This is a genomic window from Sorangium sp. So ce1036 (assembly GCF_051369805.1).
GTDB classification, from domain to species: Bacteria; Myxococcota_A; Polyangia; order Polyangiales; family Polyangiaceae; genus Sorangium; species Sorangium cellulosum_F.
In genome coordinates this window covers 5,356,797-5,381,546 of sequence record NZ_JBBMOX010000001.1, presented here as the reverse complement: position 1 = coordinate 5,381,546, position 24,750 = coordinate 5,356,797, and the positions used below count along the sequence as shown (strand labels likewise).

General features: G+C 74.9%; 14 protein-coding genes. 7 read left to right on the top strand and 7 right to left on the bottom strand.

What is annotated here, in order from left to right; genetic code table 11:
- Window positions 1-5: 5 nt before the first annotated feature.
- The 5 genes from WMF31_RS20355 to WMF31_RS20335 form a co-directional block, all read right to left on the bottom strand.
- A complete protein-coding gene (locus WMF31_RS20355; protein WP_129347883.1) occupies window positions 6-425 on the bottom strand; it encodes an STAS domain-containing protein in 420 nt (139 codons plus the stop codon).
- The gene (locus tag WMF31_RS20350; RefSeq protein WP_436603547.1) at window positions 425-1,771 is read right to left on the bottom strand and encodes an STAS domain-containing protein; all 1,347 of its coding nucleotides are present in this window, start codon (window positions 1,769-1,771) and stop codon (window positions 425-427) included. Before WMF31_RS20350 ends, WMF31_RS20355 begins: the two co-directional genes overlap by 1 nt.
- Window positions 1,772-2,337: 566 nt before the next feature.
- The gene (locus WMF31_RS20345; RefSeq protein WP_436603546.1) at window positions 2,338-3,027 is read right to left on the bottom strand and encodes a hypothetical protein; all 690 of its coding nucleotides are present in this window, start codon (window positions 3,025-3,027) and stop codon (window positions 2,338-2,340) included.
- A 221-nt stretch (window positions 3,028-3,248) separates the two neighbouring features.
- Window positions 3,249-5,702 carry a DEAD/DEAH box helicase gene (locus WMF31_RS20340; RefSeq protein ID WP_436603545.1) on the bottom strand — a complete coding sequence of 818 codons (2,454 nt, stop codon included), beginning with the start codon at window positions 5,700-5,702 and terminating at the stop codon, window positions 3,249-3,251.
- Between the two features lie 39 nt (window positions 5,703-5,741).
- The gene (locus tag WMF31_RS20335; protein ID WP_436603544.1) at window positions 5,742-6,275 is read right to left on the bottom strand and encodes a hypothetical protein; all 534 of its coding nucleotides are present in this window, start codon (window positions 6,273-6,275) and stop codon (window positions 5,742-5,744) included.
- Window positions 6,276-6,481: 206 nt separating this feature from the next.
- Between WMF31_RS20335 and WMF31_RS20330 the strand changes: the two genes are divergently transcribed.
- The gene (locus WMF31_RS20330) at window positions 6,482-7,936 is read left to right on the top strand and encodes a hypothetical protein (protein WP_436603543.1); all 1,455 of its coding nucleotides are present in this window, start codon (window positions 6,482-6,484) and stop codon (window positions 7,934-7,936) included.
- A 41-nt stretch (window positions 7,937-7,977) separates the two neighbouring features.
- On the opposite strand, the gene WMF31_RS20325 is transcribed toward WMF31_RS20330, so the two are convergent.
- Window positions 7,978-9,024, bottom strand: a complete 1,047-nt coding sequence (locus tag WMF31_RS20325; RefSeq protein WP_436603542.1) for a hypothetical protein — start codon at window positions 9,022-9,024, stop codon at window positions 7,978-7,980.
- A gap of 204 nt (window positions 9,025-9,228) precedes the next feature.
- Here WMF31_RS20325 and WMF31_RS20320 point away from each other — a divergent pair, with 204 nt between their 5' ends.
- The 3 genes from WMF31_RS20320 (at window position 9,229) to WMF31_RS20310 (ending at window position 13,862) form a co-directional block, all read left to right on the top strand.
- On the top strand, window positions 9,229-10,635 hold the full coding sequence (locus WMF31_RS20320; RefSeq protein WP_436603541.1) for a TolC family protein: 1,407 nt from the start codon (window positions 9,229-9,231) through the stop codon (window positions 10,633-10,635).
- Between the two features lie 66 nt (window positions 10,636-10,701).
- A complete protein-coding gene (locus tag WMF31_RS20315) occupies window positions 10,702-12,291 on the top strand; it encodes a 3,4-dehydroadipyl-CoA semialdehyde dehydrogenase (protein WP_436603540.1) in 1,590 nt (529 codons plus the stop codon).
- 53 nt (window positions 12,292-12,344) lie between these two features.
- Window positions 12,345-13,862, top strand: coding sequence for a protein kinase domain-containing protein (locus WMF31_RS20310; RefSeq protein WP_436603539.1), 1,518 nt, complete (start codon window positions 12,345-12,347; stop codon window positions 13,860-13,862).
- Window positions 13,863-13,910: 48 nt separating this feature from the next.
- Here the strand turns inward: WMF31_RS20310 and WMF31_RS20305 are convergent, their stop codons facing one another.
- On the bottom strand, window positions 13,911-16,649 hold the full coding sequence (locus WMF31_RS20305; protein ID WP_436603538.1) for a dynamin family protein: 2,739 nt from the start codon (window positions 16,647-16,649) through the stop codon (window positions 13,911-13,913).
- Window positions 16,650-16,964: 315 nt separating this feature from the next.
- Between WMF31_RS20305 and WMF31_RS20300 the strand changes: the two genes are divergently transcribed.
- From WMF31_RS20300 to WMF31_RS20290, 3 genes are all read left to right on the top strand, one after another.
- Window positions 16,965-18,218: an AAA family ATPase gene (locus WMF31_RS20300; protein ID WP_436603537.1), complete on the top strand. Its 1,254-nt coding sequence runs from the start codon at window positions 16,965-16,967 to the stop codon at window positions 18,216-18,218.
- Window positions 18,215-18,808: a hypothetical protein gene (locus WMF31_RS20295; protein ID WP_436603536.1), complete on the top strand. Its 594-nt coding sequence runs from the start codon at window positions 18,215-18,217 to the stop codon at window positions 18,806-18,808. Before WMF31_RS20300 ends, WMF31_RS20295 begins: the two co-directional genes overlap by 4 nt.
- An 85-nt stretch (window positions 18,809-18,893) precedes the next feature.
- Entirely contained in the window at window positions 18,894-24,581 is a 5,688-nt protein-coding gene (locus WMF31_RS20290; protein WP_436603535.1) for a pentapeptide repeat-containing protein, read from the top strand.
- Window positions 24,582-24,750: the final 169 nt, after the last annotated feature.

Genomic DNA, 24,750 nt, shown 5'->3' with positions numbered 1-24,750 from the left:
GTCCGTCACGAGGAGGCATCTTCATGCGACACCTCGTTCGTGAGCTCCGGAGGCACCAGGTCGTCCTCGGCGGACGGCGCGAGCATCTCGACGGCGCGCTCCAGGTTGAGCGCCGTCACGACGCCGGGGATCTCGAGATCCATCTCCACGAGGGCGATCGCCACCGCGGGGCGCAGGCCGCACACCGCCGTCCGGACGCCCATCAGCCTGGCGGTGAGCGCGATGTCACGGATGGCGCGGGTGAGATAGCTGTCGAGAATCTCGACACCGGAGAGGTCGACGATGAGACCGCGAGGCGATCGGGACTCGATCGACCCCGTCACGTCGTCGCGCAGCTGCTCCACCTGGCCGTCGGTGAGCCCGCCCTGCACCGAGACGATTAAGTTCCCGAAGAGGCCCACGATGGGGACCCTACCCGCTTGCATCAAGTGGACGTCTCCTTCCTCGCGCTGAGCTGCAGCTGGTTCTTGGTCATGGGACCGCTGCCCGACGGATCGAAGGCGGCCTCAGGGCCGCCGGGGGTGAACGGGTGTCCTGCCGGCTGCTCACGGCCGTTCGCGGCGCCGCGACGGCCGATGAGGGACGAGAGCGTCGGCTTCTGCCCGGCGAGCGCGAGGCTCTCTCGCAGCGCGTGCTTGAGGTTGCGCGCGGCGCGCACGGCGCCGAGATCGATGCCGAGCTCCACCATCGTCTGCGCGACCGCGGGGCGGACGCCGGTGATGCGGCAGCGCGCGCCGAGCAGCTCGACCGCCTTCATCAGCTTCATGAAATGATCGGCCGTCCGCGTGTCGATCACCTCGACGCCCGTGACGTCGATGATGACGTAGCGCGACTGGCGACGGACGATCTCGTCGAGCAGCCGCTCCATGATCTGTGCGCTCCTGCGCGAGTCGACGACGCCGATGATCGGCAGCGCGAGGACGTCGTCCCAGAGCTCGAGGATCGGCGTCGAGATCTCGTCGATGGCGTAGCGGAGCCGCTCGACGAGCTCGCTCTTGGCGCTCTCGCTCTCGACGAGGTCGCGGTTCTTCGCCTCGAGATCCTCGATGAGGCGCTTCTTCTCGGTCGCGTCGCGGAAGACCGCGACCGCGCCGGAGATCGTCCCGTCCTTGCCCCGCATCGGGCTGGCGCTGACCGTGAGGAACAGCCCCGGCGGCGGCCCCTGCTCGACGCGCGGCTCGGCGAACACCGCTGGCATCCGGACCGATCGCGGCTCGGCGTCGTCCGCCTGCGCCCCCGAGGCGGGGGCGAGGGTCGGCGTGCCGGCGCCGCTCACGCCCGCGCCACGGCGGAGGACGATCGCGTCGGGCTCGGCGGGCTTCCTCGCGAAGAGCTCGATCTGATCGACCGTCTCGCCGCGCAGCGCGCGCGCGAGCGGGTGCTCGGACATCGGCCAGGGCGTCGCCTGATCGGGGAAGAACAGCGTCGCGTCCGCGGGCTCAGGTCCGTCGCACGCGGCGAGGTTGAACGGCGCGCGGCCGAGCATGCGCTCCGCCGCCGGGTTGCGCATCAGCAGCTCGCCCTTGTCGTCCACCACGGCGACGCCGTCGGCCATGCTGTCGAGCACCAGCTTGAAGATGCCCGCCTGGCGTCGCAGCTCCTCCTCCGCGCGGGCCAGCTGCTCCGCGCGCTCGCGCGCCTCGCGCTCGGCCCGATCGAGCAGCGCGGACCGCTCTCGCGCCGCGCGCTCCTGCTCCTCGAGCTGCTGCTCGAGCGTCGCGACGCGCTCCGTGAGCCGCGCAATCTCCTGCCGCAGAGCCTCTTCGCTCATCGCGCCATCTCCATCGTAAGCCCGCTCCCGCCTCGCGCGGGCAGCGCGGTTCTCCAGGATGCGACGCGGCGAATCACCTTGCGAGCTCTCTCGAAATACGCGGAGTGGGAGGATGATGAGCCGCGCGAGGCGAGCAGGACGCTCGCCGAGAGCGCCTCGCTCTCCCGCGTCCCGTCCGTCCTTCGCATGCTCGTTGCGCTCATGTCGTCTCCTCGCGGGGTGCCATGTCCCGAAGGGGATCCGTGTTCAGCACCAGTCGAGAAACACAGCTTATCGCTAACCGGACATCCCAGCGTCAAGCTTCGCGTCAACCCTGCGCGTCACTTGTGGCGACGGCATCCGTAGTTGCCCAGACGAGGTAGCCCGTATCCTCACAACCTCGCCCGTGCCTTGCGTCACGATTGACGTTGCCAGCAGATCGTGCCGCAGCGCATCGCGGTCGAGCTCGACCGGCGAGGGCCCCCGCGCCCGGGGGGGCGCGTGACGAGGAGGCCCGAGCCCGCGCGCGCATCCGCGCCTGGCGGCCCCGGCGCGCACGTGCGCGACGGACCTGGGGGGACAACCCGCTAGTCGCCGAGGCTCTGGCGCTCGCGGGCTCGCCGCCGCTTGGTCTTGCGCTTCGAGTCGGCCGGCCGCTCGGGATCGGGCCTGCTCTCGCCGCTCGTCGGCGCGCCCGCGTCGAGCCAGCGCCAGAGCGCCATCTGGTCGGCCGTCGCCCCGTGGCGGATGGCGCGCTTCAGGATCTTCTTGGCGAGGACCAGCTTGCCGCAGCGGGCGAGCGCGTGGGCGTAGCTCGCCGCGATGTCGGCCTCGCCCGTCTGCGCCTCCGTGGCCTGCGCCAGGAGCGGCAAGGCGTCGTGCGGGCGGTTCAGGGCGACGTCGTAGAGGTGGCCGAGGTTATGCGCGTACCACGGGTTGTCGGGCGCGATGGCCAGCGCGCGCTCGTAGGCGCGCGCGGCGTAGCGGTAGTTGCCGAGCAGCGACTGCGCCAGGCCGAGCACCGCCCAGGCGCCGTCATCCTCGTCGTGGAACCGCAGCACGCGGCGCGCGAAGAGCGCGGCGCGCCACGGGTCGTGCTCGACGCCCATCTCCGCGAGGTGACGGTGCGCATAGATCCACGGCTCGCTCCCGGGCGCCGTCGCGCGGGCCAGGCGGGCGAGCAACGGGAGGACCCTGTCCGCGTCGAGCCTGTCGGCAAGCGCTCGGTCGATGTCCCGTCGAAGCCGGTCGATGTCCTCCGCTCCACTGCGCCCCATCCCTTCCGTGATACGACCAGTGGGCGAGCTTGGCTAGCGCGTTGCGAGCCGCGGAGCTTCCGCGTGGACGCGTGGACGCCATCGCGCGCCGCCGCACACCAGCGCACGCCGGCGGGCGGCGTCTGGCGCGCGCGTGCCGCGTGGAGCCCGCCTCGTCGCCGCACCTCGCGGGCGGGCGAGGCGCCGGGCCGCGCGACCAGGCCGCGCGGCGCCCCGAGCGATCAGGCGTCCTCTGCCACCTCTTCGGCGCTTGACGTGCGCTCACGAGCCTGCTCTGCGTGCGCCTCTTTGCCCGCGATGGTCGCGCCGTTCAGCGCCGCCACGACCCGCGCGAGCTCGGCCTTCGGGACGCTGACGAACGCGTTGCGCTCGCGCACCCGGATGCGCCGGATGTCGCCCTTGGCCATCCCGGCGCGCTCCACGAGGGCGCGCTGGAAGTCCGCAGCGCGCGCGCCGTCGCGGCGCCCGAGGTTGATGAAGACCTCGACGAACTCGCCGTCCACCTCCTCGCGAGGCAGCTCGGCGCGCGGCGTCTCGCCGGGCTCGCCGCTCTCGACGTCGCCACCGGGCTCGCCCGCGAGCGAGGCCGCGGCGCCGCCGCGCGCCGCGGACGGGCCGGGCGGCGGCGAGGGCGGCTCGCCCAGGATCGGCTCGTCGTCGCCCTCTTCCTCCGGCGGCTGCCACATCGTGAAGTCGGCGTGCCGCGAGAACGGCTGGCTGGACGCGCCGCCGTGAGGCCTGCCCGACGCGCCCGGGGGACCGGCGATCGCAGAGCCGCGGCGCGCGGACAGCAACGACGCGGCGCCGGGCCGATCGCGCAGGCGCTCCCCGGGGCCGCGGGCCACATCGCCCCGCGGCGGCTCGATCCGCATCAGCGGCTCGGGCCGCGTCAGCGGCTCGACCGAGACCGGCGCCTCGTCGCGCGGCCTCGACCCCTCGGCGTGCCGGCGCGGCTCGTCGGTCGCGAGCGCGTCGCCGCCGCGCGGCCCCCGCCGCGCCTCGTCGCGCCGGAGGCGCAGCGATCGACGGTCGCGATCGCGCGCGCGGTCGCGCTCAGCCTCGCGCGCGGGCTCGCGCTCGCCCTCGCCCTCGCGCGCGGGCTCGCGCTCGCTGCTGCGCTCGGTCTCCGGCGAGCGGGGCTCGGCGGCTTCGGGCGCGCGCGCCGTCGCCTCCCGCTCCCGGCGCTCGCCTTCCCTCCGCTCGCTTCCCCTCCCCTCGCCTCCCCGCCCGCCGCGCACCGCGGGCTCGGGCTTGGTCGAGGGGGCCGCCGCCGCGCGCTGCGGCTGCTGCGCGCGCCGCGCGGCGCTCGCCTCCTCCTGCGCCGTCGGCCGCGCGCCGAGGTGATCGCGCAAGAGGCCCGCGACGATCGCCTCGGCCTGGTCGTGCGTGAGCAGCCGGCGCGCGAGCGAGAGATCGTCCGGGTGCGTGCCCTTCGGCAGGAACGCCTCGGCGAGCATCGCGACGAGGTCGGCCTCGGCGCGCGTCTTGAGCTCCCCCTCCGTGGGGATCTGCTTCTCGAGCGGCCGGATCTTGTACGTCAGCCGCAGGATGTAGAGCGGCCCGACGTCCTGCGGCGTGATCAGCGAGATCGCCGTGCCGGTGCGCCCCGCGCGGCCGGTGCGGCCGGTGCGGTGCACGTAGGCCTCGGCGTCCTGCGGGAAGTCGTAGTTGATGACGTGCGTGAGGTGCGAGATGTCGATCCCGCGGGCGGCCACGTCGGTGGCGACGAGGAAGCGCAGGCGCCCCTCGCGCGTCGCGCTCATCACCTTCTCGCGGTCGGACTGCGGCAGATCGCCGTTCAGCCAGTCGGCGTCGTAGCCCTGTCGCCTCAGCGTCGCGGCGACCGTCTCCGTCTCGTCCTTCGTGTTGCAGAAGACGACCGCGTTCTCCGGGTTCTCCACCTCGAGGATGCGGATCAGCGCCGTCGGCTTGTCGCCCGTGACGAGGTAGACGTAGTGCTGGATCTGGAGGGCGCCGACCGCGTCGCCCGAGAGCGTGATGAACTCGGGCGAGCGCAGCTTGCTGCGCGCGATGCGCTCGATGTCGGGCGGGAGCGTCGCCGAGAACAGGAGCGTCTGCCGCTCGGGCGGCAGCTCGGCGAGGATCGCGGTGAGCTCGCGCTCGAAGCCCATCGAGAGCATCTCGTCGCACTCGTCGAGCACGAGCAGCCGGATGTGCTTGGCGACGATCGTCCCGCGGCGCAGGTGATCGAGCACGCGGCCGGGCGTGCCGACGATGACCTGCGCGCCCGCGGCGAGCGCGTCGATCTGCCGCTGCATCGGCGCGCCGCCGTACACGGCGACCACCTTGACGCCCTTGCGCTTGCCGAGCCGCTCGACCTCCGCGGAGACCTGGAGCGCGAGCTCGCGCGTCGGGCAGAGCGCGAGCACCTGCGCCTGCGCCTGCGACCGCTTGACGGCGTGATCGACGATCGGGATCCCGAACGCCGCCGTCTTTCCGGTGCCGGTGCGCGCCTGCACCACGGCGTCGCGTCCGCGCGTGACCGGCTCCCAGACGGCGAGCTGGACCGGGGTCGGGTGGACATAGCCGATCTCCGCGAGCGTCTCGCGCAGCTCGGCCGACAGGGGCAGCACGTCGAAGGTCGGCGGCGGCTGGAGCTTTTCTCCGGTCTGCGCTTCGCCCGCCGATGGGGCAGGGGGAGAAGGAACGGTCATATCGGTCATATCGTCCTGCGTGATCGCCGCGTCGGGGTATTATCTCGGGGACACGGGCCCAAGCTGGCCATCGACAATCGCCCGGACCCTGCGCCGGAGCGGAGCCAGATCGCCCGCCTCGCGCCGCGCTGCGTGCTCCTCCGCATAGCGGAGCCGCTCGATGGCGTCGAGAGCGCGCTTGTCCTCCTCGGAGCCCCGGCACGTGGCGGCGACTCCGTCCCGGTAGGTCCACTCCGGCGCGAGCCCGCTCCGGAACCGGGCGAGGGCGGCGTCCTCACCGTCGGTCCCCGGGGCGGCTTCCCTGGCCCGCTCGACGGCCCGGACGAGCGCCAGCAGGCCCTCCCGGCAGCTCCCGTAGGGCGACGGCACGGTGGGCAGGAAGAAGACCTGCTGGATGATCTGGAGGGTGCTCGCGACGATGATGAGCGCGGCGACGCCGAAGTAGGCGACCTGGGCGATGCGCCGGCCGAGGGCGCGAGGCCCACCGGGGCGCCGCCCCCCGCGGGGCGCTCCCGCGTCGGTCCCTGGCGAGGCCGAGGCAGGAACGAGGGGCGCGGGGGCTTGGGCGGGCATGGAAGCGGCGAGTCCTTGGGCGTGGGCAATGGGGGTTCGTCGAGGGGTCGAGGCGCGGCGGGCAGGCCCCTCCTTTCCTGTCGTGAGGCGGGGCCCGGCCGCCGCGGGGGGAGCGGGGATCCGCTTCCGCGGTCCGCTCCGTGCGGGCCAGTGCTATCACCTCGTCGCGGGCGCGACGAGATGCTGTTGGACCGGAGCTGCGCGACGTGACCGAGAAGACCGCCGCCCGCCGCGCCGTCGCGGCGCTCTGCGCGCTCTCGCTCGCCGCGCTGGCCCTGCCGGAGGCCGCGTCGGCCCAGCCGCTCAGGGACAACAGCTACGCGATCGACCTCTTTCAGGGGCCGATCCTGGCGCCGCTGCGCGTCACCGGGATCGCCGGCGCCTACGCCGCCTACGCCGAAGGGATCGCCGGCATGGTCGCCAACGCCGCGGCCCCCGCGCTCCGCGAGCCCTTCAGCACGAGCTGGCTGGAGGCCGACGTCGCCGCCTCGATCTCGATCCCCATCGAGCTCTTCGAGAACAACGACTTCGACAACAGCGGCGACATCGACCTCGACTACTCGAACTTCGTCTACCTGACGCTCGGCGGCCAGCTCCAGGCGGGCGATGTCGGCGTCGGCGTCAATGCCGAGCTGCAGCGCTACCGGCTCACGGACGCGGACGGCGCCACGACCACGGTCGTGATCGGCAAGTACCACTTCCTCGGCGGGATCCGCCTGCTCGGCGACGCGCTCGTGGTGGGCGCGGGCGCCCGCGCGGTGACGCTCGGCCTCGGCGCCGAGGAGACCAACCTGACGATCGCCGGCGTCGCCCCGGAGCTCGGCGTGCTCGTCCGCCCCGACTGGGCATCGTACCGGCTCGGCGCCACGTTCCGGTGGCCGGTCAACGGGGGGCGGCTGCTCGGCGCGGGCGTGACGCGCGACGAGCGCGGCGTCCGGCATGGCGGCGGGCTGGTCCTGCCGAACGAGGTGGTCCTGCCCTGGGAGCTCGAGGTCGGGCTCGCCGTGCAGGTCGGCCCGCGCCCGCTCAACCCGGCGTGGATCGATCCGCGCGCGCAGGAGCGCGAGCTCCGCCAGGCCATCGCGCGCAGGCGGGCGGCGCGGGAGGCGCGGAGGGCGGCCGAGCTCCGGGGCATCGACGACCCGGAGGAGCGCGCCGCGCGCGCGCGCGCCTTCGCGCAGGAGCGGGCGCGCGAGGACGCGGCGGACGCGCGCGAGCTCGCCGCGGGGCCGGCCGTGCTCAAGCGAGAGCGGCGCGCCCGCTACTGGAACTGGCCGCGCGAGCACCTGCTCATCACCGCGGAGCTCCTCGTCACGGGGGACGTCTCGAGCGGGGTGAGCCTCACGCGATTCCTGGCGCAGAACCAGCCGGGCAGCGCCTCCGTGGTGGGGACCTCGGGCGCGCACGTGAGCTTCTCGCCGCGGTTCGGCATCGAGACGGAGCCCATCCCCGGCCGCGTGCACACGCGGTTCGGCAGCTACTACGAGCCGAACCGCCGCGGGCACGTGGGGCGGCAGCACTTCACGTTCGGAGCGGACGTCCGCGTGCTGTCGACGTCGCTCTGGGGGCTCATCCCCGAGACCGCCTTCACGCTGCAGGCGTCCATGGACTTCGCCCCTCGCTACGACAGCGTGAGCGCCGGCATCGGCATCTGGCATTAGAGCGGCGGCCGCTCTGCGGCGCTTGTGCGAGACGCGGAGGGTCACGCGGGGAACGCGCGGCGGCGGTGCTCGGAGAGGAGCGCGCGGAGGTGCGTCATCCGGGCGGGATCGCGCCGCCCGAACTCGTCGAGCGCCGCGGCGACCGCGACCGGCGCGCCGCCGTACGGCAGCTTCCGGAGCGCCTCGATCGCGAGCGCGATCGCCCGCGGGCGCAGCACCTCGTCGAGGCAGAGCCGCACCGGCGGCGGCCGGGGGGCGGCCTCGCGGTAGCCCGAAGGCCGCGCCGGCTCCGCGGCGGGCGCGAGGCCGTCGGCCTTCGCCTGCAGCGCGGCGAGGATCTCGCGCTCGAGCGCGCTGCCCTCCTCGCGATCGCCGACGCGCTCGATCGTGAAGATCGTGTGCGGCGCGCGCCGCCGCGCGCCGCCGAGCCAGCCCTTGCGCCAGCGGACCGCCGTGGCCCTGCTGATGGTCGCCTCGCCGCGCGCGACGAGGCCGGTGAAGGCGCTGAGCATCAGCACCTCGAACGGCGTGAACGCGCGGCCGCCCTCCGCGCCGGCGAGGCGCGAGAGGTTCGCGGCCACGACGGGGAGCCCCGCCTCGATCGCGTCCGAGGCAGAGAGGAGCGTCGAGCCCGCCCTCGTCGGGTGGAGCTCCCTCAGGCTCACGCCCTCGCCGGCGCCGTACCAGCCGAAGAGCGTGCTCACCGTGCCCCAGCGCGCGCCGTCGGCGGAGCGGTAAGCCCACGTGGTGCCCCAGAGCTCGCACAGCGAGCGCACGATCCACCGCGAGAGCCTGAGGCCGGCCGAGAGGAACACGACGAGCATCGCCGCCGCCGCGAGCGAGCCGCCGGCCGACTCGGCGAGCCCCGCCAGGAGCAGCGCGTAGAGCGCCGTGTACGAGAGCAGGAGGCCGCTCGTGATCGCGCAGAGGAACAGCTCGATCCTCGGCGCCCCGCCGCGCCGCTCGCGTCGCCGCCAGACGGCGCGGATCGGCGGCTCGCCGCAGCGCGCGCAGGGGCCAGCGGCGCCGCGGCGCCGCCTCTCACCGCAGCCGAGGCAGATGTCGTTCGGGGGCGATCCGCTGGGCATCGGGTCCGATGCATAGTGCCGCATCCGCGCCCCGTTGACACGATCTGGCCGGCCGCGCCGACGCCCCGCCCACGGTCTCGCACAGGCGCGCAGGCGCGGGATCGCGCCCCGGCCGCTTCGGGCTTGTCGTCGCGCGCTGGACAGCGCATCGAGTCGCGCATGCTCCGCCGCCGGTCCCGCATGCTCGCTGCCTGTCCCCTCGCCTTGCTTGCCCTGCTCCAGGGGGTCGCGCTCGCCCAGCCTGCTCCTCCCCAGACGCAGCCCTCGCCGGCGCAGCCCCCGCCGGCGACGCCGGCGCCGCAGCGCATCGCGGTGGACGACCCGGCGCTCGCGCCGGTCCCGCCGGCGCCGCGCATGCTCGCGAGCTGGGACGAGGCGCGCGCGATCATCGATCAGCGCTCCGCCGACCTGGTCATCGCGGTGCACGAGGTCGCCCGCGCCGAGGGGCTCGCGCGGCGGGCGCTCGCCGCGGCGCTGCCGAGCCTCGACGCGACCGGCCGCGTGAGCCATCAGCTGGCGGGCGACGAGGCCACGAGGTGGCCCGCCGGGACCCCGACGGGACCGGGCGCCGCGGGGGGCGCGGACGTCGAGCGAGCGCCGACGACCCTGTCGGGCTCGCTCACGCTCCGCCAGCCCATCCTCGCCCCGCGCGCCTGGTACGGCATCGGCACCGCCGAGCTCTCCGTCGAGGTCGCCAGGCTCAGCCTCGAGGACCGCCGCCGCGTCGTGCTCGGCGCGGTCGCGGACGCCGTCGTCTCGATCGTGACCGCCGAGCGGGCCAGCGAGGTCCGCCGGGTCGGCCTGCGCAGCGCGCTCGAGCTGCTCGAGCTGACGCGGCGGCGCGAGCGCCTCGGCACCGGCACCAAGCTCGACGTGGTCCGCGCCGAGCAGGACGTCGCGCTCGCCCGCGCGGCGCTCGTCGCCGGCGACGAGGGGCTGCGCAAGGCGCGCGAGGCGCTCGGGGCCGCGCTCGGCCTGCGCGGCGAGGTCGGCGTCCCGCAGACCTTCTCGCTGAACGGGATCGCGGCGGAGATGCGGTCGCGGTGCACCGGCGGGCGCTCGGACCAGCGCGCCGACGTCCGCGCCGCCCGCGCCGAGCTGGAGATCGCGGAGCGCAACCTGACGGACACGAAGCTCGCGTTCGCCCCCTACGCCGAGCTCTCGAGCTCGCTCGAGGGCCAGACGTCGCTCGGGGACGACACCCAGGTCCGGAGCCGCTCCTGGGGGTGGTCGATCAGCGCCGTGCTCACCGTCCCCATCTGGGACGGCGGCGCGCGTTACGGCGACCTCCGGGTGAACCGGGCCGCGATCGAGCAGCAGCGGGCGCGGATCGGCGTGGTCGAGCGCGCGGCCGAGCTCGAGATCACGCAGGCCGCGCGCGCGGTCGCCGTCGCCGAGCAGGCGCGCGCGGTCGCCGAGCAGGCGCGCGATCTCGCGCGCGAGACCGCGCGCCTCACCCAGGTGGCGTTCGAGGCCGGCACCGTGACGAGCTTCGATCTGGTCGAGTCCGGCCGCAGGCAGCGCGAGGCCGAGCTCGAGCTCGCGCTGCGGGAGTTCGACGTGGTGAAGGCGAAGATCGCGGCGCTGCTCGCGTCCGCCTCGTGCAGGTAGGCGCGGGCGGGGGGCGGTGCACGCCGGGGTTGTCTGGCGCGGCTGCCAGGGTAGGCTACGCGGCCGATGGAGCGGCTCGAGAGCTACGTCGCGGGAGAGTGGACGCCCGGCCGGGGGCCGGCGCACGTGCTGGTCAACCCCGCGACGGAGGAGCCGCTCGCCGAGACGAGCACGGAGGGGATCGATCTCGCGGCCGCGGTCGCCTTCGCGCGCGCGGAGGGCGGGCCTTCGCTCCGGGCGCTCACGTTCGCCGAGCGCGGCGAGCTGCTCCGCGCCATGTCGCGCGCCGCGCACGCGCAGCGCGACGCGCTCCTCGAGGTCGCCGTCCGCAACGGCGGCAACACCCGCGGCGACGCCAAGTTCGACGTCGACGGCGCGATCGGCACGCTCGCCTACTACGCCGACCTCGGGGCCCAGCTCGGCGACGCGCGGCTGCTCGCCGACGGCGACGGCGTGCAGCTCGGGCGATCGCCCCGCTTCTTCGGCCAGCACGTCCTCGTGCCGCGCCCGGGCGTCGCGGTGCACATCAACGCCTTCAACTTCCCCGCGTGGGGGCTCGCGGAGAAGGCCGCGTGCGCGCTCCTCGCGGGCATGCCCGTGATCACGAAGCCCGCGACGAGCACCGCGCTCGTCGCGTTCCGGCTGATGAAGATCTTCACCGAGCGCGCCCCGCTGCCGCGCGGCGCGCTCTCCTTCCTCGCCGGCCCGCCGGGCGATCTCCTCTCGCACCTCGGCGGCGAGGACGTCGTCGCCTTCACCGGCTCGAGCGCCACGGGCGCGACCCTCCGGCTCGTGCCGAACCTCGCGCGGGAGAGCGTCCGCATCAACGTGGAGGCCGACAGCCTGAACGGCGCGGTCCTGGGCCCGGACGTCGCGCCCGGCTCCGAGACGTACGCGATGTTCCTCCGCGACGTCGTGCGCGACATGACGCAGAAGGGCGGGCAGAAGTGCACGGCCATCCGGCGCATCTTCGTGCCCGCGGCGGTCCTCGCCACGGTGCAGGGCGATCTGGTCGAGCGCCTCCGCGACGCGCGGGTCGGCGACCCGGCGCAGGACGGCGTCACGGTCGGTCCGCTCACCACCGCCGAGCAGCTCCGCGGCGTGCGCGCGGGGATCGAGCGCATCGCGGCGGGCGCGACGGTGGCCATCGGGGGCACCGGGCCGTTCGAGAAGATCGGCGCGCCCGAGGGAAAGGGGTACTTCGTGCCGCCGACGCTGCTCGTGGCCGCGGACCCCGACGGCGCGCCCGCGGCGCACGAGCACGAGGTCTTCGGCCCGGTCGCGACGCTCTTCCCCTATGACGCGGGGGCGAGGCACGCCGTCGCGCTGCTGCGGCGGGGCCGCGGGAGCCTCGTCTGCTCCGTTTACAGCGACGACCGCGGCTTCGCGGCGGAGGTGCTCCTCGGCGCGGCGCCGTACCACGGCCGCGTCCTGCTCGGCAGCGAGCGGATCGCCGATCAGGCGCCCGGCCCCGGCACCGTGCTGCCGCAGACGATCCACGGCGGCCCCGGCCGCGCCGGCGGCGGCGAGGAGCTCGGGGGGCTGCGCGGGCTGCACCTCTACGCGCAGCGCACCGCGGTGCAGGGGTCGCGGCCGATCCTGGAGGCGCTCCTCGGGACCCGAGCCGATCCCCGGCCCGCTGCGGCGAAGCCGTAGATCCCGAAGGCCGGGGTAGCTCTTCGAGAGGACTCTATGCTGAAGTCTCGGTCATGAGCGCGGGCCCGCAACTCATCGGCCAGACCATCGCAGGCCGCTTCCGCATCACGGGCTTCATCGGCGAGGGCGCGATGGCGGCGGTCTACCGCGGCGAGCAGGACGCGGAGCCGCGCGACGTCGCCATCAAGATCATGCACCCGCAGCTCCTCGGCGACGCGACGTTCGTGACGCGCTTCCACCGCGAGGCGAAGGCGGCGGCGCGCCTCCACCACCCGAACACGGTGCACATCGTCGACTCCGGCGTGGACGGGCACCTCCCGTACATCGTGATGGAGCTCATCTCGGGGCAGGACCTGTTCGACCTCCTGCTCGCCGAGCAGCGCCTCTCCGAGGCCCGCGCCGCGCGGATCATGATCGGCATCACCGAGGCCCTCATCGCCGCGCACAAGCGGGGCATCGTGCACCGCGACCTCAAGCCCGAGAACGTGATGATCCTGCGGGATCCGGCCGAGCCCTCGGTCGAGCGCGTGAAGGTGCTCGACTTCGGGATCGCGAAGATGGTGGAGGGCGGCCCCCGGAGCGGCGAGGACGGGCCGAACAGCGCGCCGATCAGCGTCTGGGGCTCGGTCACCACCGTGGGCGTCGTCGTCGGCACGCCCGCGTACATGTCCCCGGAGCAGTGCCGCGGCGACGCCATCGACGGGCGCAGCGACGTGTACGCGTGCGGGATCCTGCTCTTCTTGCTCGTCACCGGACGGCTCCCCTTCCAGCCCACGTCCGTCGCGTGGGAGGTCGCGCTGGACCACGTCCAGAAGCCGCCGCCCGCGCCGAGCCTGTTCGTGCCGCAGCTCCACCCCGGCCTGGAGGCGACGATCCTGACCGCGCTCGCGAAGTGGCCGAGCCAGCGCCAGCAGAGCGCGCTCGAGCTGCGCGACGAGCTCGAGCGGCTCCTCCCCACCCTGTCCGAGTCGCTGTCCCCGGTCGGCGTGCCGGGCGCGCTGCAGGACGCGCCGACCGTCGAGTCGCCCATGATGCCCGTGTCGATCCGGAGCTCCATGCTGGCGTCGCCGCCGATCCGCGAGGTCGATCTGCCGCCGCCCGCGCAGCGGGGCGAGCGGCTGGCGCAGGCGCTGAGCCGCCCGGACGCGGCGGGGCAAGCGCCGCCGTCCGGCAGCGATCTCGGCCCCGAGACGCTGGCCACGCCGGGGATGGGCGCGGTCGCGCGCGCGCCCTCGCCGGCGCGGGGCAACCTGCCGCCGAGCGATCCGCCGTCGAGCGACATCGTGATCCGCGACCGGAAGGATCTCGCGCCGCACCTCCCCGCCGCGCCCGGCCTCGCGCCGGCCCCCGGGCCGGAGGCGAGGGAGGCGCCCGCCGCGCCCCGCGCCGCGGCGCGGCCGCGGCCCGCGCCCGAGGTCGTCGTGACCGCCGCCGCGCCGGCGCCGGTCCGGCGGCCCGCGCGCCGCCCCCCCGCGCGCGCGACCGACATCTGGCTCGCCCGGCTCGTGGTGCCCGTGGCGATCGTGATCGGGCTCCTGCTCGGGGTGCTCGCGTTCTTCCTGAGCCGCTGACGCGGCCGACCCGGCCCGCCGGATCCCCGCGGCGCCGCCCCGCCGCGCTCAGGCCACGGCCGGCGCCGGCGGCGCCTCGAACGCGGCGCGGAGCGCCTGCGCGCGCTGCTCGACGGCCGCCGACGCCGGCGGCGGCACCGGCTCCTCCGCCTCGGCCGACAGCGCCATGGCGAAGGCGTCGATCGCGGCCTCGATCACGCCCTCGATCGGGCGCGCCGCGAGCTCGTCCGGCGCGTCGTGCACCGCCACCATGCCCATCAGCACCGCGCGCACCTGGGCCGCCGCCCGCGGCGACGGCTCGGCGGCGGGCCGCGCCGCGTCCTCGCCGGCGCCCTCCGCGCCGCGCCCCCCAGGGCCCACGCCGTCCCGCGCCGCCCGCGCGATCTCGGCCGACAGCGGCCCGCTCAGCCGCGCCACGAGCCGCTCCTGCACGTAGGCGCGGAGGCCGGGATCCGTCCGCTTCCGCTCCTCGGGCAGCGCCGCGATCGGCCGCAGGTCCGCCGCGAGCTCCCGTCGCGCCGGCTCCAGCGCCTTGTCGATGGCCGCGGCGATCGCCCGCCGCTCGCGGCGCAGGTACGCCGCGCTCTCGCGGCGCCGATCGGCCTCCGCGCGCGCGCGGCGCACCGCCTCGCGATCCTCGGCGGCGCGCGCCGACGCGGCCTGGGCGAGCTCGGCCGCGATGCGGCCCGCCTTGCGCCGGAGCGCGCGCTCGCGGAGCGCGTCGCTCGCGTCGACGATCTGCTCGTCGAAGAGCGCCTCCACCTCGGCCCACCCCGAGGCCGCGAGCGCCGCCTCGTCGCCGAGCCGCCCCTTGAGCGACAGCCGCGCCGAGAAGGCGATCGGCGGCGCGAGCGAGGTGATCGCGCTCGCCGCGAGGCTGTCGCGCACGTGCGCGAGCACCTCGCCGAGGGCGTCGGGCCTGAGCCGGTCGGCCTTGTTGGCGAGGATCTGCACCGGCACGCCGAGCGCGCCGATCTCGGCGAGCACCCGCCGCTCCGACTCCTTCATCGCCTGGGGCGCGTCGAGCAGCCAGACGGCGACGTGGGCCTCGTCGAACGCCCGCCGCGCCTCCGCGATGTGGTCGGGGTCCGGCGCGTTGAAGCCGGGCGTGTCGAGGATCTCGACGCGCTTGAGCCGCTCGATGGGCGCGTAGATGAAGACCCGCGCGACCCTGTCGCCCGCGGCCGCGAGCGCGCGCAGCGTGTCCTTCAGCGCCGCGTGCGGCACGACGCGGTCCTGGCCGCCGCGCACGACGATGCGCGCGAACGGGTCGGGCGCCCACGCGACCCAGTGGAGCGTCGCGGTCGTCGGCAGGACGCCGGTCGGCGCCACGTCCTCGCCGAGCAGCGCGTTCAGGAACGTGCTCTTGCCGGCGTTGAACTCGCCGACCACGGCGGCCCGGAGCGGGCGCTCCCGCTCCACGACGAGCGCCTCGGTCGCGGCGAGCAGGTCGAGCCGGTCGAGGAGCCTGGCCGTGCGCGCGAGCTCGCGCAGCACGTCGCCCCACGCGGCGGCCGCGGCGCGCGGCCCGGCCGCGCCGCTCTCCTCGGGGAGCCAGCCGCGCAGGATGGAGCGGCGGAGGTCGTCGGCCCACGCGGCGCCGTCGCCGGTCACGGCGTCGAGCGCGTCGAGCGCCGCGGCCCCCTGCCCCTCCGCCGCGAGCGCCGCGGCGTCGCGCAGCCGGAAGAGGTCCGGCGAGAGCAGCGGCGCCGCCGCGCCCCCCGAGGGCGATCGCGCGACGCGCGCGGCGAGCGCCTCGAGCGCGCCGAGGTCGCGCATCTCGACGGCCATGCGGAGGAGCGCCGCCGCGGCCGCGCGGTCGCCGGCGGAGAGCCCGCGCGCGAGCGCCTGCCGCGCGTCGTCGCGCCGCCCCTCGGCGAACGCGAACGCCGCGGCCCAGGTCGGCGCGTCGAGCGCGCCGGCCGCGCGGACGACGCGGCGCACGCGGTCGACGACGAGCACGTCGCGGGAGGCGGCGACGAGCGCGGCGCAGAGCTCGTCGGCGCCGGGGACGTCGAGCACGAGCGCGCGGAGCCCGAGGTCGAGCACCCGCGCCACGTCGGCGGGCGCGAGCGCCGCCGCGCCGAGCGCGCCCGCGGCGGCGCTGGCGGCCGCGGCGCTCGCGGCGGCGCTCGCCTCGGCCAGCGTGAGCCGGGCGAGGACGAGGGCGGCGCGCCCCTCGATCGCGGCGGGCTCGCCCAGGGGATCCGCGGCGGCGCGCGCGCCCTCGAGGTCGCCGCGCGCGAGGGCGCACTCGGCGCGGCGGAGGGTGACGTCGCGATCGGGCGTCGCCGAGAGCGGCGCCGGGATGCGGTCGAGCCAGCGCTGCGCGCGGGCCGGGTCGCCCGCGGCGAGGTCGAGATCGCACAGGTCGAGCAGCGCGAGCCGCGCCGCGTCGCGCTCCTCGGGCGCGGCGGCGGCCCGCTCGAGGGGCGCGGCGGCGGCCCGCTCGAGCGCGTCGCGCGCGCCGTCCCAGCCGGTGCGCTGCCCCGCGCGCCCGAGGCGGAGCCACACGTCGGCGCGCCAGGGCACGCGCCGCGCGAGCTCGGAGAGCGCGGCGACGACCTCGTGGTCGATCCACGCCTCCTCCGCGGCGTCGGCCCAGAGCGCGAGCCCGACGGCGGAGTCGGGCAGGACGGAGAGGATGGAGCGGGCGTGCTCGCGGGCCTCGAGCGGCATGCCCTTCGCGAGCGCGGCCTCGGCGGCGCTGCGCTCGTTTTCGAGGCCGAGCGCGAGGATCTCGACCCGGCCGAAGAATCGGTTCAGCGCCTCGACGAGCCTCGCCATGGGCGGGATGAAAGCCCTGGCGGAGGGCGGTCGTCCAAGAAAAAACGAAGGCGGGCGGCGGCCGTGGCGCGGCGGGAGCCGGCACGGCGCACGCCGGAGGGCGCGCGGCGCCCTGAGTCGCCTCGCCGCGAAGCCAGCCGGGCGACCGCGGCGCTGCGCGCAGGCCTCGGCGGGATGCGCCGCGTACGGCGCCGACGGACGGACGGGTGTTGCTACAAAAGGTACCCCGTTCCCGGACGCATGGAGTACCACGAGCTGCGGGCCGGCCACCGCGGGGCTCGGTGGCGCTCGTCCAGCGCGGGTAGAGCACTCGTCATGCCAGGCAACCGGATCACCGAGATTCACGTGGAGGGGCTGCGCTCGCTCGCCGATGTGCGGCTCCGGCTGGATGGGCTCACCGTCCTCATCGGGGATAACGGCAGCGGCAAGAGCAGCCTGATCGAGGCCTGCGCGCTGCTGCAACGGGCGGCCAGCGAGAGCTTCTCCGAGGACCTGAACAAGATCCACGGCGGTGTCGGGAGCCTGCTTCGCGCCGGCGCCGAACACCTGGAGATCGGACTGGTCCTCGCGCCGGAAGGGGGCTCCTGCGAAAGGTTCGAGTACTCCTTCTCGCTCGACAGGAGCGGAGTCATCCTGCGCGAGCGACTCGACTGGGTCCGCGGCGAGCTCGATGACAGCGACGCTGTCGCGGAACAGCGTATCGGCATCATCTCGCGCGAGGGAGGGCTCCACAGGAGCAGCTCGTTCAGCTTTCTGATCGATGAGAAAGGAGCTGCACCCGTCGAAAGAACCATCGATCCCAGGCGACTGGCGCTCTCTTCCTTCGGCGAGTTCCCCCCGCACTGGCTCATACGTGAAGCGCTGGCCGCGCTTCGCGCGATCGACGTCCACGTTCCCTTTGACACCACGGCGCGCTGGGTGCAGCGCTCGCGCGGCCAGCCTTCACCGTTACGCGGCGCGGCGACGATCGAGCCGGCGGAGGCGCTCTCGCGCTTCGGCGCCAACCTCCCCAACGCGTGGAGCGCCCTCAAGAACGATTTCTCCGACGCGCACTGGCGGGAGACGATGGACTACGTCCGTCTGGGCCTCGGGCCCGACGTCGAATCCATCAACGTGCGCGCCGATCCTGGCGGCGGCTCGATCGCGCTGCGGCTCAAGCACGCCGGAATCGACGAGCAGATCCCCTCGTTCGCGATCTCGGACGGCACGCTCGCGTACCTCGCGTTCGTGGCCCTCTACCGGCTCAACACGAAGAAGAGCCTCATCGCCTTCGACGAGCCCGAGACCCACCTGCACCCCGAGCTGCTCCAGCGCGTGCTCGGGTTCTTCGAGGCCATGGCGAAGGATCGGCCCGTGCTGCTCGCGACGCACTCCGACCGGCTGCTCGACGGCCTGTCCGATCCCGCCGGTTCGGTCGTCCTCTGCGAGCTCGACGAGCGCCGCGCGACGCGGCTCGTCCGCCCGGACCCGGAGGCCCTGCGGGACTGGCTCACGGACTACCGTGGGCTCGGCGACGTGCGGAGCGCCGGCCACGCGGCCTCCGTCATCACGCGGCGAGAGGGAGAATGACCTCGCTCGCGGTGATCCTGTACGAGGATCAGCGAGGCCCGGAGAAGGAGTTCGGCCTTCACAACCTCGTCGTCGCGTGCGTGGCCGACGACACCGGCAAGGACCGCTTCGCGCTCCGAAGAGAGCTCGACGGCCGGCCGATGAAGGGGGTGCAGAACCTGCTCCGGAGCTGCCGGAGGGACATCTGCCGGCTGAGCTCCAGGGGTCAACAGGTCTTCGCGCTCATCGACGATGACGCGATACGCCACCAGCTCAAGCACGAGGGCGTCAGCGAGAGCGCGGAGGATGCCGCGGTGGTGCGCGCCATCAAGGAGAAGTGCGGCGCGCCGGAGCGGCTTCACGTGGTCCTGCTGAAGGAGAACACGGAGACGGTCATCCAGGCTGCCGAGCATTGCGACAAGGGCCTCACGCGGTCGCTCGTGGCGCAGGCGCTCCAGAAGGACGTCAACGCCCGCGACGCGATCTTCAACAGGATTTCGTGGCAGTCGGATCGCGCCGTGCGCGACTGCATCCGACAGCGCGTGGAGGCGATCCAGGAGATCGTGAAGGCGCTCATCACGCTCGTGCGTGGAGGCGACGGCAGCATCTGAACGTGGGCCGGCGCTGTTCCGGGGGCAGCGGGGTACACCCCCGCGCGATGGCGCGCGCTCGTTGCTTGTTTGATAGAGTGGCGCGGTGCCGCCGGACATCGTCACAGGGCGCGTCGACGCGCTGGTCGTGACCGCGCTGGAGGCCGAGCTCGAGGCGGTGCTCGCGCTCGGCGACGGCGGCCGGGACGGCTGGCGCGAGGCGCGGGATCGCGGCGGCTTTCCGTACTGGCTGCGCGAGATCCCGGGCGAGCACGGCCAGCCGCTCCGCGTGGCCGCGGCGTGCTCCGGGCGGATGGGCGAGCGCGCGGCGGCGCTGCGGGCGCAGGGGCTCATCGACCAGCTCGACCCGGGGTGCCTCGCGATCGCCGGCGTCTGCGCGGGCCGGCGCGGCGAGGTGTCGCTCGGCGACGTCGTCGTCGCGGACCGCGTGTACAGCGCCGGCGAGCGCGTCGCGCAGGGCGACGCGGGCGGGCTCTTCCATGTCGTCGAGGCGTACGATCTCGAGCGGACGTGGGGCCTGGACGCCGCGCGCTTCGCGCAGGAGTTCGAGCGGTCGACGGCGCTCGCGCGCGAGCGCCCGCCGTCGAGGAGGTCGCAGGCGCGCTGGCTCCTGCACGCGCTCCACGCCTTCCAGGCCGAGGGAGGTCCGCCGCCCGCCGCGCACCCCGAGCGCGCCCGGCGATGCCCGGGCTGGACCGAGCACCTCGGCGAGCTGGAGGCCCAGGGGGTGCTCCGCATCGGCGACGGCGGCCTCGAGCTCACGGAGGCGGGCGTCGCGGAGGTCCGCCGCGATCGCCTGCTCCACCCGGACGGCCCGCCGCCGCCCCGGCCGTTCCGCGTGCACATCGGCCCGATCGCCGCGGGCGAGGCGGCGCACGCGGGCCCCGGGCTCTTCGAGCGGCTCGTGCCGGCCGGGCCGAGGGTGCTCGGCGTCGAGACGGAGGCGGCCGCGATCGCCCACGTCGCGGGGCGCCTCGGGCGCCGGTCGATCATCGCGAAGGCGGTCTCGGATCACGGCGACCACGACCGCGACGACGGCTTCCGCGCGTTCGCGTGCCGCGCCTCGGCGGAGCTCCTGCTCGCGTTCCTGCGCCGGCACCTGGAGCCCGCGCGCGACGGGCACGCCGCGCGCGACGGGCACCCCCCGCGCGACGGGCACCCCCCGCGCGACGGGCGAGGCCGGAGGCTGCCCCGCCTCCCGGCGCGCGCCGGAGGCGTCCACGCGGGGCCGCGCGGCGACGACATCGTCCTGCCGGGGGAAGGGCGCAGCGACGATTTCCTCTCGCGCGTCGAGCGCGTGTGCAGGCTGCGCGAGCCCGAGGGCGTCGAGATCGAGTGGTTCGACGCCCCCCTCCCCTTCGGCTGCTACCTGCGCGTCGCGGTCAACGAGGGCGGCATCATCCGGATCGCGCCGCTCGCGGCGCTGGAGAGCGGCATCTCGACGGAGGCGGTCTCCGCGTTCCTGGAGAGCATCGACGCCTCGTACCGGCGCGACGATCCCGGCCTCGTGTCCACGCTGGTCTACGGCGGCGAGCCCGCGCCCGAGGCGCTCGTGCGCTACGCGAGCGCGCGGCGCGTGCGCCTCGTGCGGTTCCTGGAGTACCAGGGGCTCATCGATTTCCGCGGCTACCTCGCGTGGCAGAGCGCGCGGCTCGAGCGGGACCCGACCTACCCGCCGGCGCTCTACGTCGACCAGCGGATCGCGATCACGGTGGGCCAGGAGGAGACGCTGCACGAGCGCGCGCTCGACGCGTTCGCCGAGCTGCTCGACTCGGATCACGGCCGGTTCGTGCTGGTGCTCGGCGACTTCGGCACGGGCAAGACGTTCCTCTTGCACGAGCTCGCGCGGCGCATGGGCGAGGCGGGCGGCCCGCTGACGCCGGTGCTCATCGAGATGCGCGCGCTCGAGAAGGCGCGCGACCTGAGCGCGCTCGTCGCGCAGCACCTCGCGCTCGCGGGCCTCGGCAAGATCGACCTGCCCGCGTTCCGGCACATGCTCGCCGAGGGGCGGATCGCGCTGCTCTTCGACGGCTTCGACGAGCTCGCCTTCCGCGTCACGTACGACCGCGCGGTCGAGCACTTCGACACGCTGCTCCAGGCGGCGCAGGGCAAGGCGGCGAAGGTGGTGGTCACGAGCCGGAGCCAGCACTTCGTCTCGGAGCAGCAGGTGAAGACCGCGCTCGCGGAGAAGGCCGCGCTCCTGCCCGGCTACCGGCTCGCGCGGCTCCGGCCGTTCACGGGGGCGCAGATCCGGCGGTTCCTCGTGAACCGGCTCGGCGGCGAGGAGGCGGCGGACGCGCGCCTGCGGCTGCTCGCGGACGTGAAGGACCTGCTCGGCCTGTCGGCGAACCCGCGGATGCTCGGGTTCATCGCCGAGATCGAGGAGGCGCAGCTCCGGCAGGCGAAGGCGGGCGACGGGGAGATCACCTCGGCGGGGCTGTACAGGCTCCTCCTCGACCGGTGGCTCGTCTGGGAGTACGAGCGCGCGCACCCGCGGGGCGCGCAGCCGGGGCTGTCGGTGGCGCAGCGGTGGCGGGCGGTGACGGAGCTCGCGACGCGGCTCTGGCACCGGACGGAGCAGAGCGTCAACGTGCGCGAGCTCTCCGCGGAGCTCATCGCGGCGCTGCAGGCGCTCGGGCGGCACGAGCTCGACGCCGGAGTGACGGCGCACCAGATCGGGTCGGGGACGCTGCTCGTGTGGGACGACCAGGAGAACTTCCGGTTCATCCACCAGTCGGTGCTCGAGTGGCTCGTGGCGCGGGAGGCGGCCGAGGAGGTGCAGCGCACCGGCGAGGCGGCGGCGCTCGCGCAGCGGGAGGTGAGCGACCTGATGGCCGACTTCTTCGGGGCGCTCGCGGGGCGGGAGGCGGCGGCGGCGTGGGTGCGCGGGGCGCTCGGCGGCGCGTGGGGGGCGGTGGCCGCGGCGAACGCGCTGCGGATCGACGGGCGGATGGAGCTCGGGGTGCGCGAGCGGATGAACCTCGCGGGGGCGGACCTGCGCGGGCAGGACCTCTCCGGGAAGGATCTCAGCGGGTGCGATCTGCAGGGCGCTGACCTGCGGGAGGCGAAGCTCGTGGGCGCCGACCTCCGCGGGGCGCGGATGGCCGGGGCGCTGCTCGACGGGGCAGACCTGACGCGGGCGACGCTCTGCGGGGCAGACCTGAGGGGCGCGACGGCGGCGCGGGCGCGCTTTCTGGGCGCTGAGCTGACGGGAGCGAAGCTCGCATCGGCGAGGCTGCGCGGCGCGAAGCTCGTGGGCGCGCGGGGCGCCCGCTTCGAGCGGTGCGACACGTTCGGCGCGGCGATGCCCGAGGCGGCGACGTTCGCGCCGAGCTGGATGCAGGCCAGCCGGTGCAGCGCCGTGGCGTTCAGCCCCAGCGGCGCCCTGCTCGCCTCCTGCCACGTCCGATCGATCGCGCTGTGGGACGCGGCGACCGGGAGCACGCTGCGCACGCTGGGCGGCCACGCGGACTGGATCACGAGCATCGCCTTCAGCCCTGACGGCGACACCCTCGCGTCGGGCTCGGACGATCACACCGTCCGCCTCTGGGACGTGTCGACGGGGAACGTGCTCTGCGTGCTCAGGGGTCACACGAGCGAGGTGACCAGCGTGACGTTCAGCCCTGACGGCGAGGTGCTGGCTTCCGGCTCCTCCGACGCCACGGTCCGGCTCTGGGACATGGCCAACTTCCGCCAGCGCAGCGTGCTCCAGGGGCACCTGCAAGGCGTGAAGTCCGTGGCGTTCAGCCCTGACGGCGAGGTGCTGGCCTCGGGCGCTCACGACGCCACGATCCGCCTCTGGAAGGTCGCGACCGGCGACGTGCTTCGCGTGCTGAGCGGCCACCGGGGCGGCGTGCTCAGCGTCGTCTTCAGCCCTGACGGCGAGCGGCTGGCCTCCGGTTCCATCGATTGCGACATTGGTCTCTGGCAGGCGTCGACGGGCGAGGCGCTGCACATGCTGCAGGGCCACACGCGGCATGTGAAGAGCGTCGCGTTCAGCCCCGACGGCGCCACGCTCGCCTCAGGCTCGGGCGATGGCTCGGTGCGGTTGTGGCATCGGTCCGGGATCACGTCGCACGTGCTGGAGGGCCATTCCGCCTCCGTGACCACCGTGGCGTTCAGCCCTGACGGCGCCACGCTCGCCTCGGGCTCGAGGGACAGGACGGTTCAGCTCTGGCACGGTTCGACCGGCAGAGCCCTGCGCGTGCTGGAGGGCCCCCCGGGTGTGTCCATCTCCATCGCCTTGAGCCACGACGGCGCGACGCTCGCGGTCGGCGCCGAGGACATCGGTGTTCAGCTCTTCCGGGCGTCGACCGGGAACGCGCTGACGTCGTTGAAGGAGAGCGGGATATCCCTCTCGGCGCTCGCCTTCAGCCCTGACGGCGCGACGCTGGCGTTCGCTGCGCTCGACCACACCGTCCGGCTCTGGCGGTTCGAGGCGGACCACGCGATGCGCGTGCTGAAGGGGCACTCCCATCATATCACCGATGTCGCCATCAGCCCTGATGGGGGAAAGGTCGCGTCTGGCTCCTTCGACAGGACGGTGCGGCTCTGGCGCACCGGGACGGCGGAGCTGCTTCGCGTGCTGGAAGGTCATGAGGACGACGTGAGGAGCGTGGCCTTCAGCCCCGACGGCGCGACGCTCGCCTCCGGGTCGGTCGATCGAACCGTTCGGCTCTGGAAGGTGGCGGGCGAAGGGCCGGCTCGCGTGCTGGCGCGTCACGAGGATGTCGTCCGGAGCGTGGCCTTCAGCCCCGACGGCGCGACGCTCGCCTCCGGGTCCTACGACAGGACCGTGCGGCTCTGGCCGCTCGTCGGTGACGCAGCGCCATGCACGCTGCGCGGCCACGCCGGCCAGGTGACGAGCGTGACGTTCAGCCCCGACGGGACATGGCTCGCGTCGGGCTCCGCCGACGGCGACGTTCGCCTCTGGCGCGCATCGACAGGCGATCTTGCGCGCGTCCTCGAGGGGCACACGGCCAGGGTCGAGCGCGTGGCCTTCATGCCGGATGGCGGTACGATGCTCTCGAGCTCACTCGACAGCACCGTTCGTTTCTGGGACGTGCGCACCGGCGCGTGCCTCGCCGTGCTGCTCGTGTTTCCCGAGGGCTGGATCGCCTTCCGCCCCGACGGCCGGTACAAGCTCGGCGGCAACGTCGCCGGGGGCTTCTGGCACGCCGCGAACCTCTGCCGCTTCGATCTCGGCGAGCTCGACGAGATCGTCCCCGGCCTGCGCATCCCGGACGACGAGCCGCTGATCCCCGCGGCGCCGGACCGCACCGCCCCGACCCCTGCGGAGAGAGGCGTCCAGCGGACCCGGCCCATCCGCCTCTTCTTCAGCTACGCCCACCAGGACGAGGCGCTCCGCGACGAGCTGGAGACGCACCTCGCCCTGCTCCGGCGCGAGGGCCTCCTCGAGGGCTGGCACGACCGCCGCATCGCCGCCGGCGACGCGTGGGCGGGGCAGATCGACAGGCACCTCGCGGAGGCCGACGTGATCCTGCTCCTCGTGAGCGCCGACTTCCTCGCCTCGGACTACTGCTTCGACCGGGAGATGAAGCGGGCCCTGGAGCGCCACGACGCCGGCAAGGCCCAGGTCATCCCGGTCCTGCTCCGCCAGGCCGACTGGCGCAGCGCGCCGTTCGCCCGGCTCAAGGCGCTCCCGGAGGACGAGCGGCCGGTCACCCTCTGGCAGGACCGCGACGCCGCGTGGACCGACGTGGCCATGGGCATCCGGCGCGCGGTCGAGGCGCTCCGCGGGCAATCCGCGTAGCTTGCCCGCACGCCGCCGGCGCGCGCGGCGCGTCCGCCCTCCGGCCGGGGCGGCGCCCTGGGACGCCGTGTCCCCGGCGCGCACGGCGCGTCCACCCTCCGGCCGGGGCAGCGCCCGCGGGGAGGGTCCGCTGTCCGCGTGCGCGTGCGCGTGATCCGCGTGCGCGTGC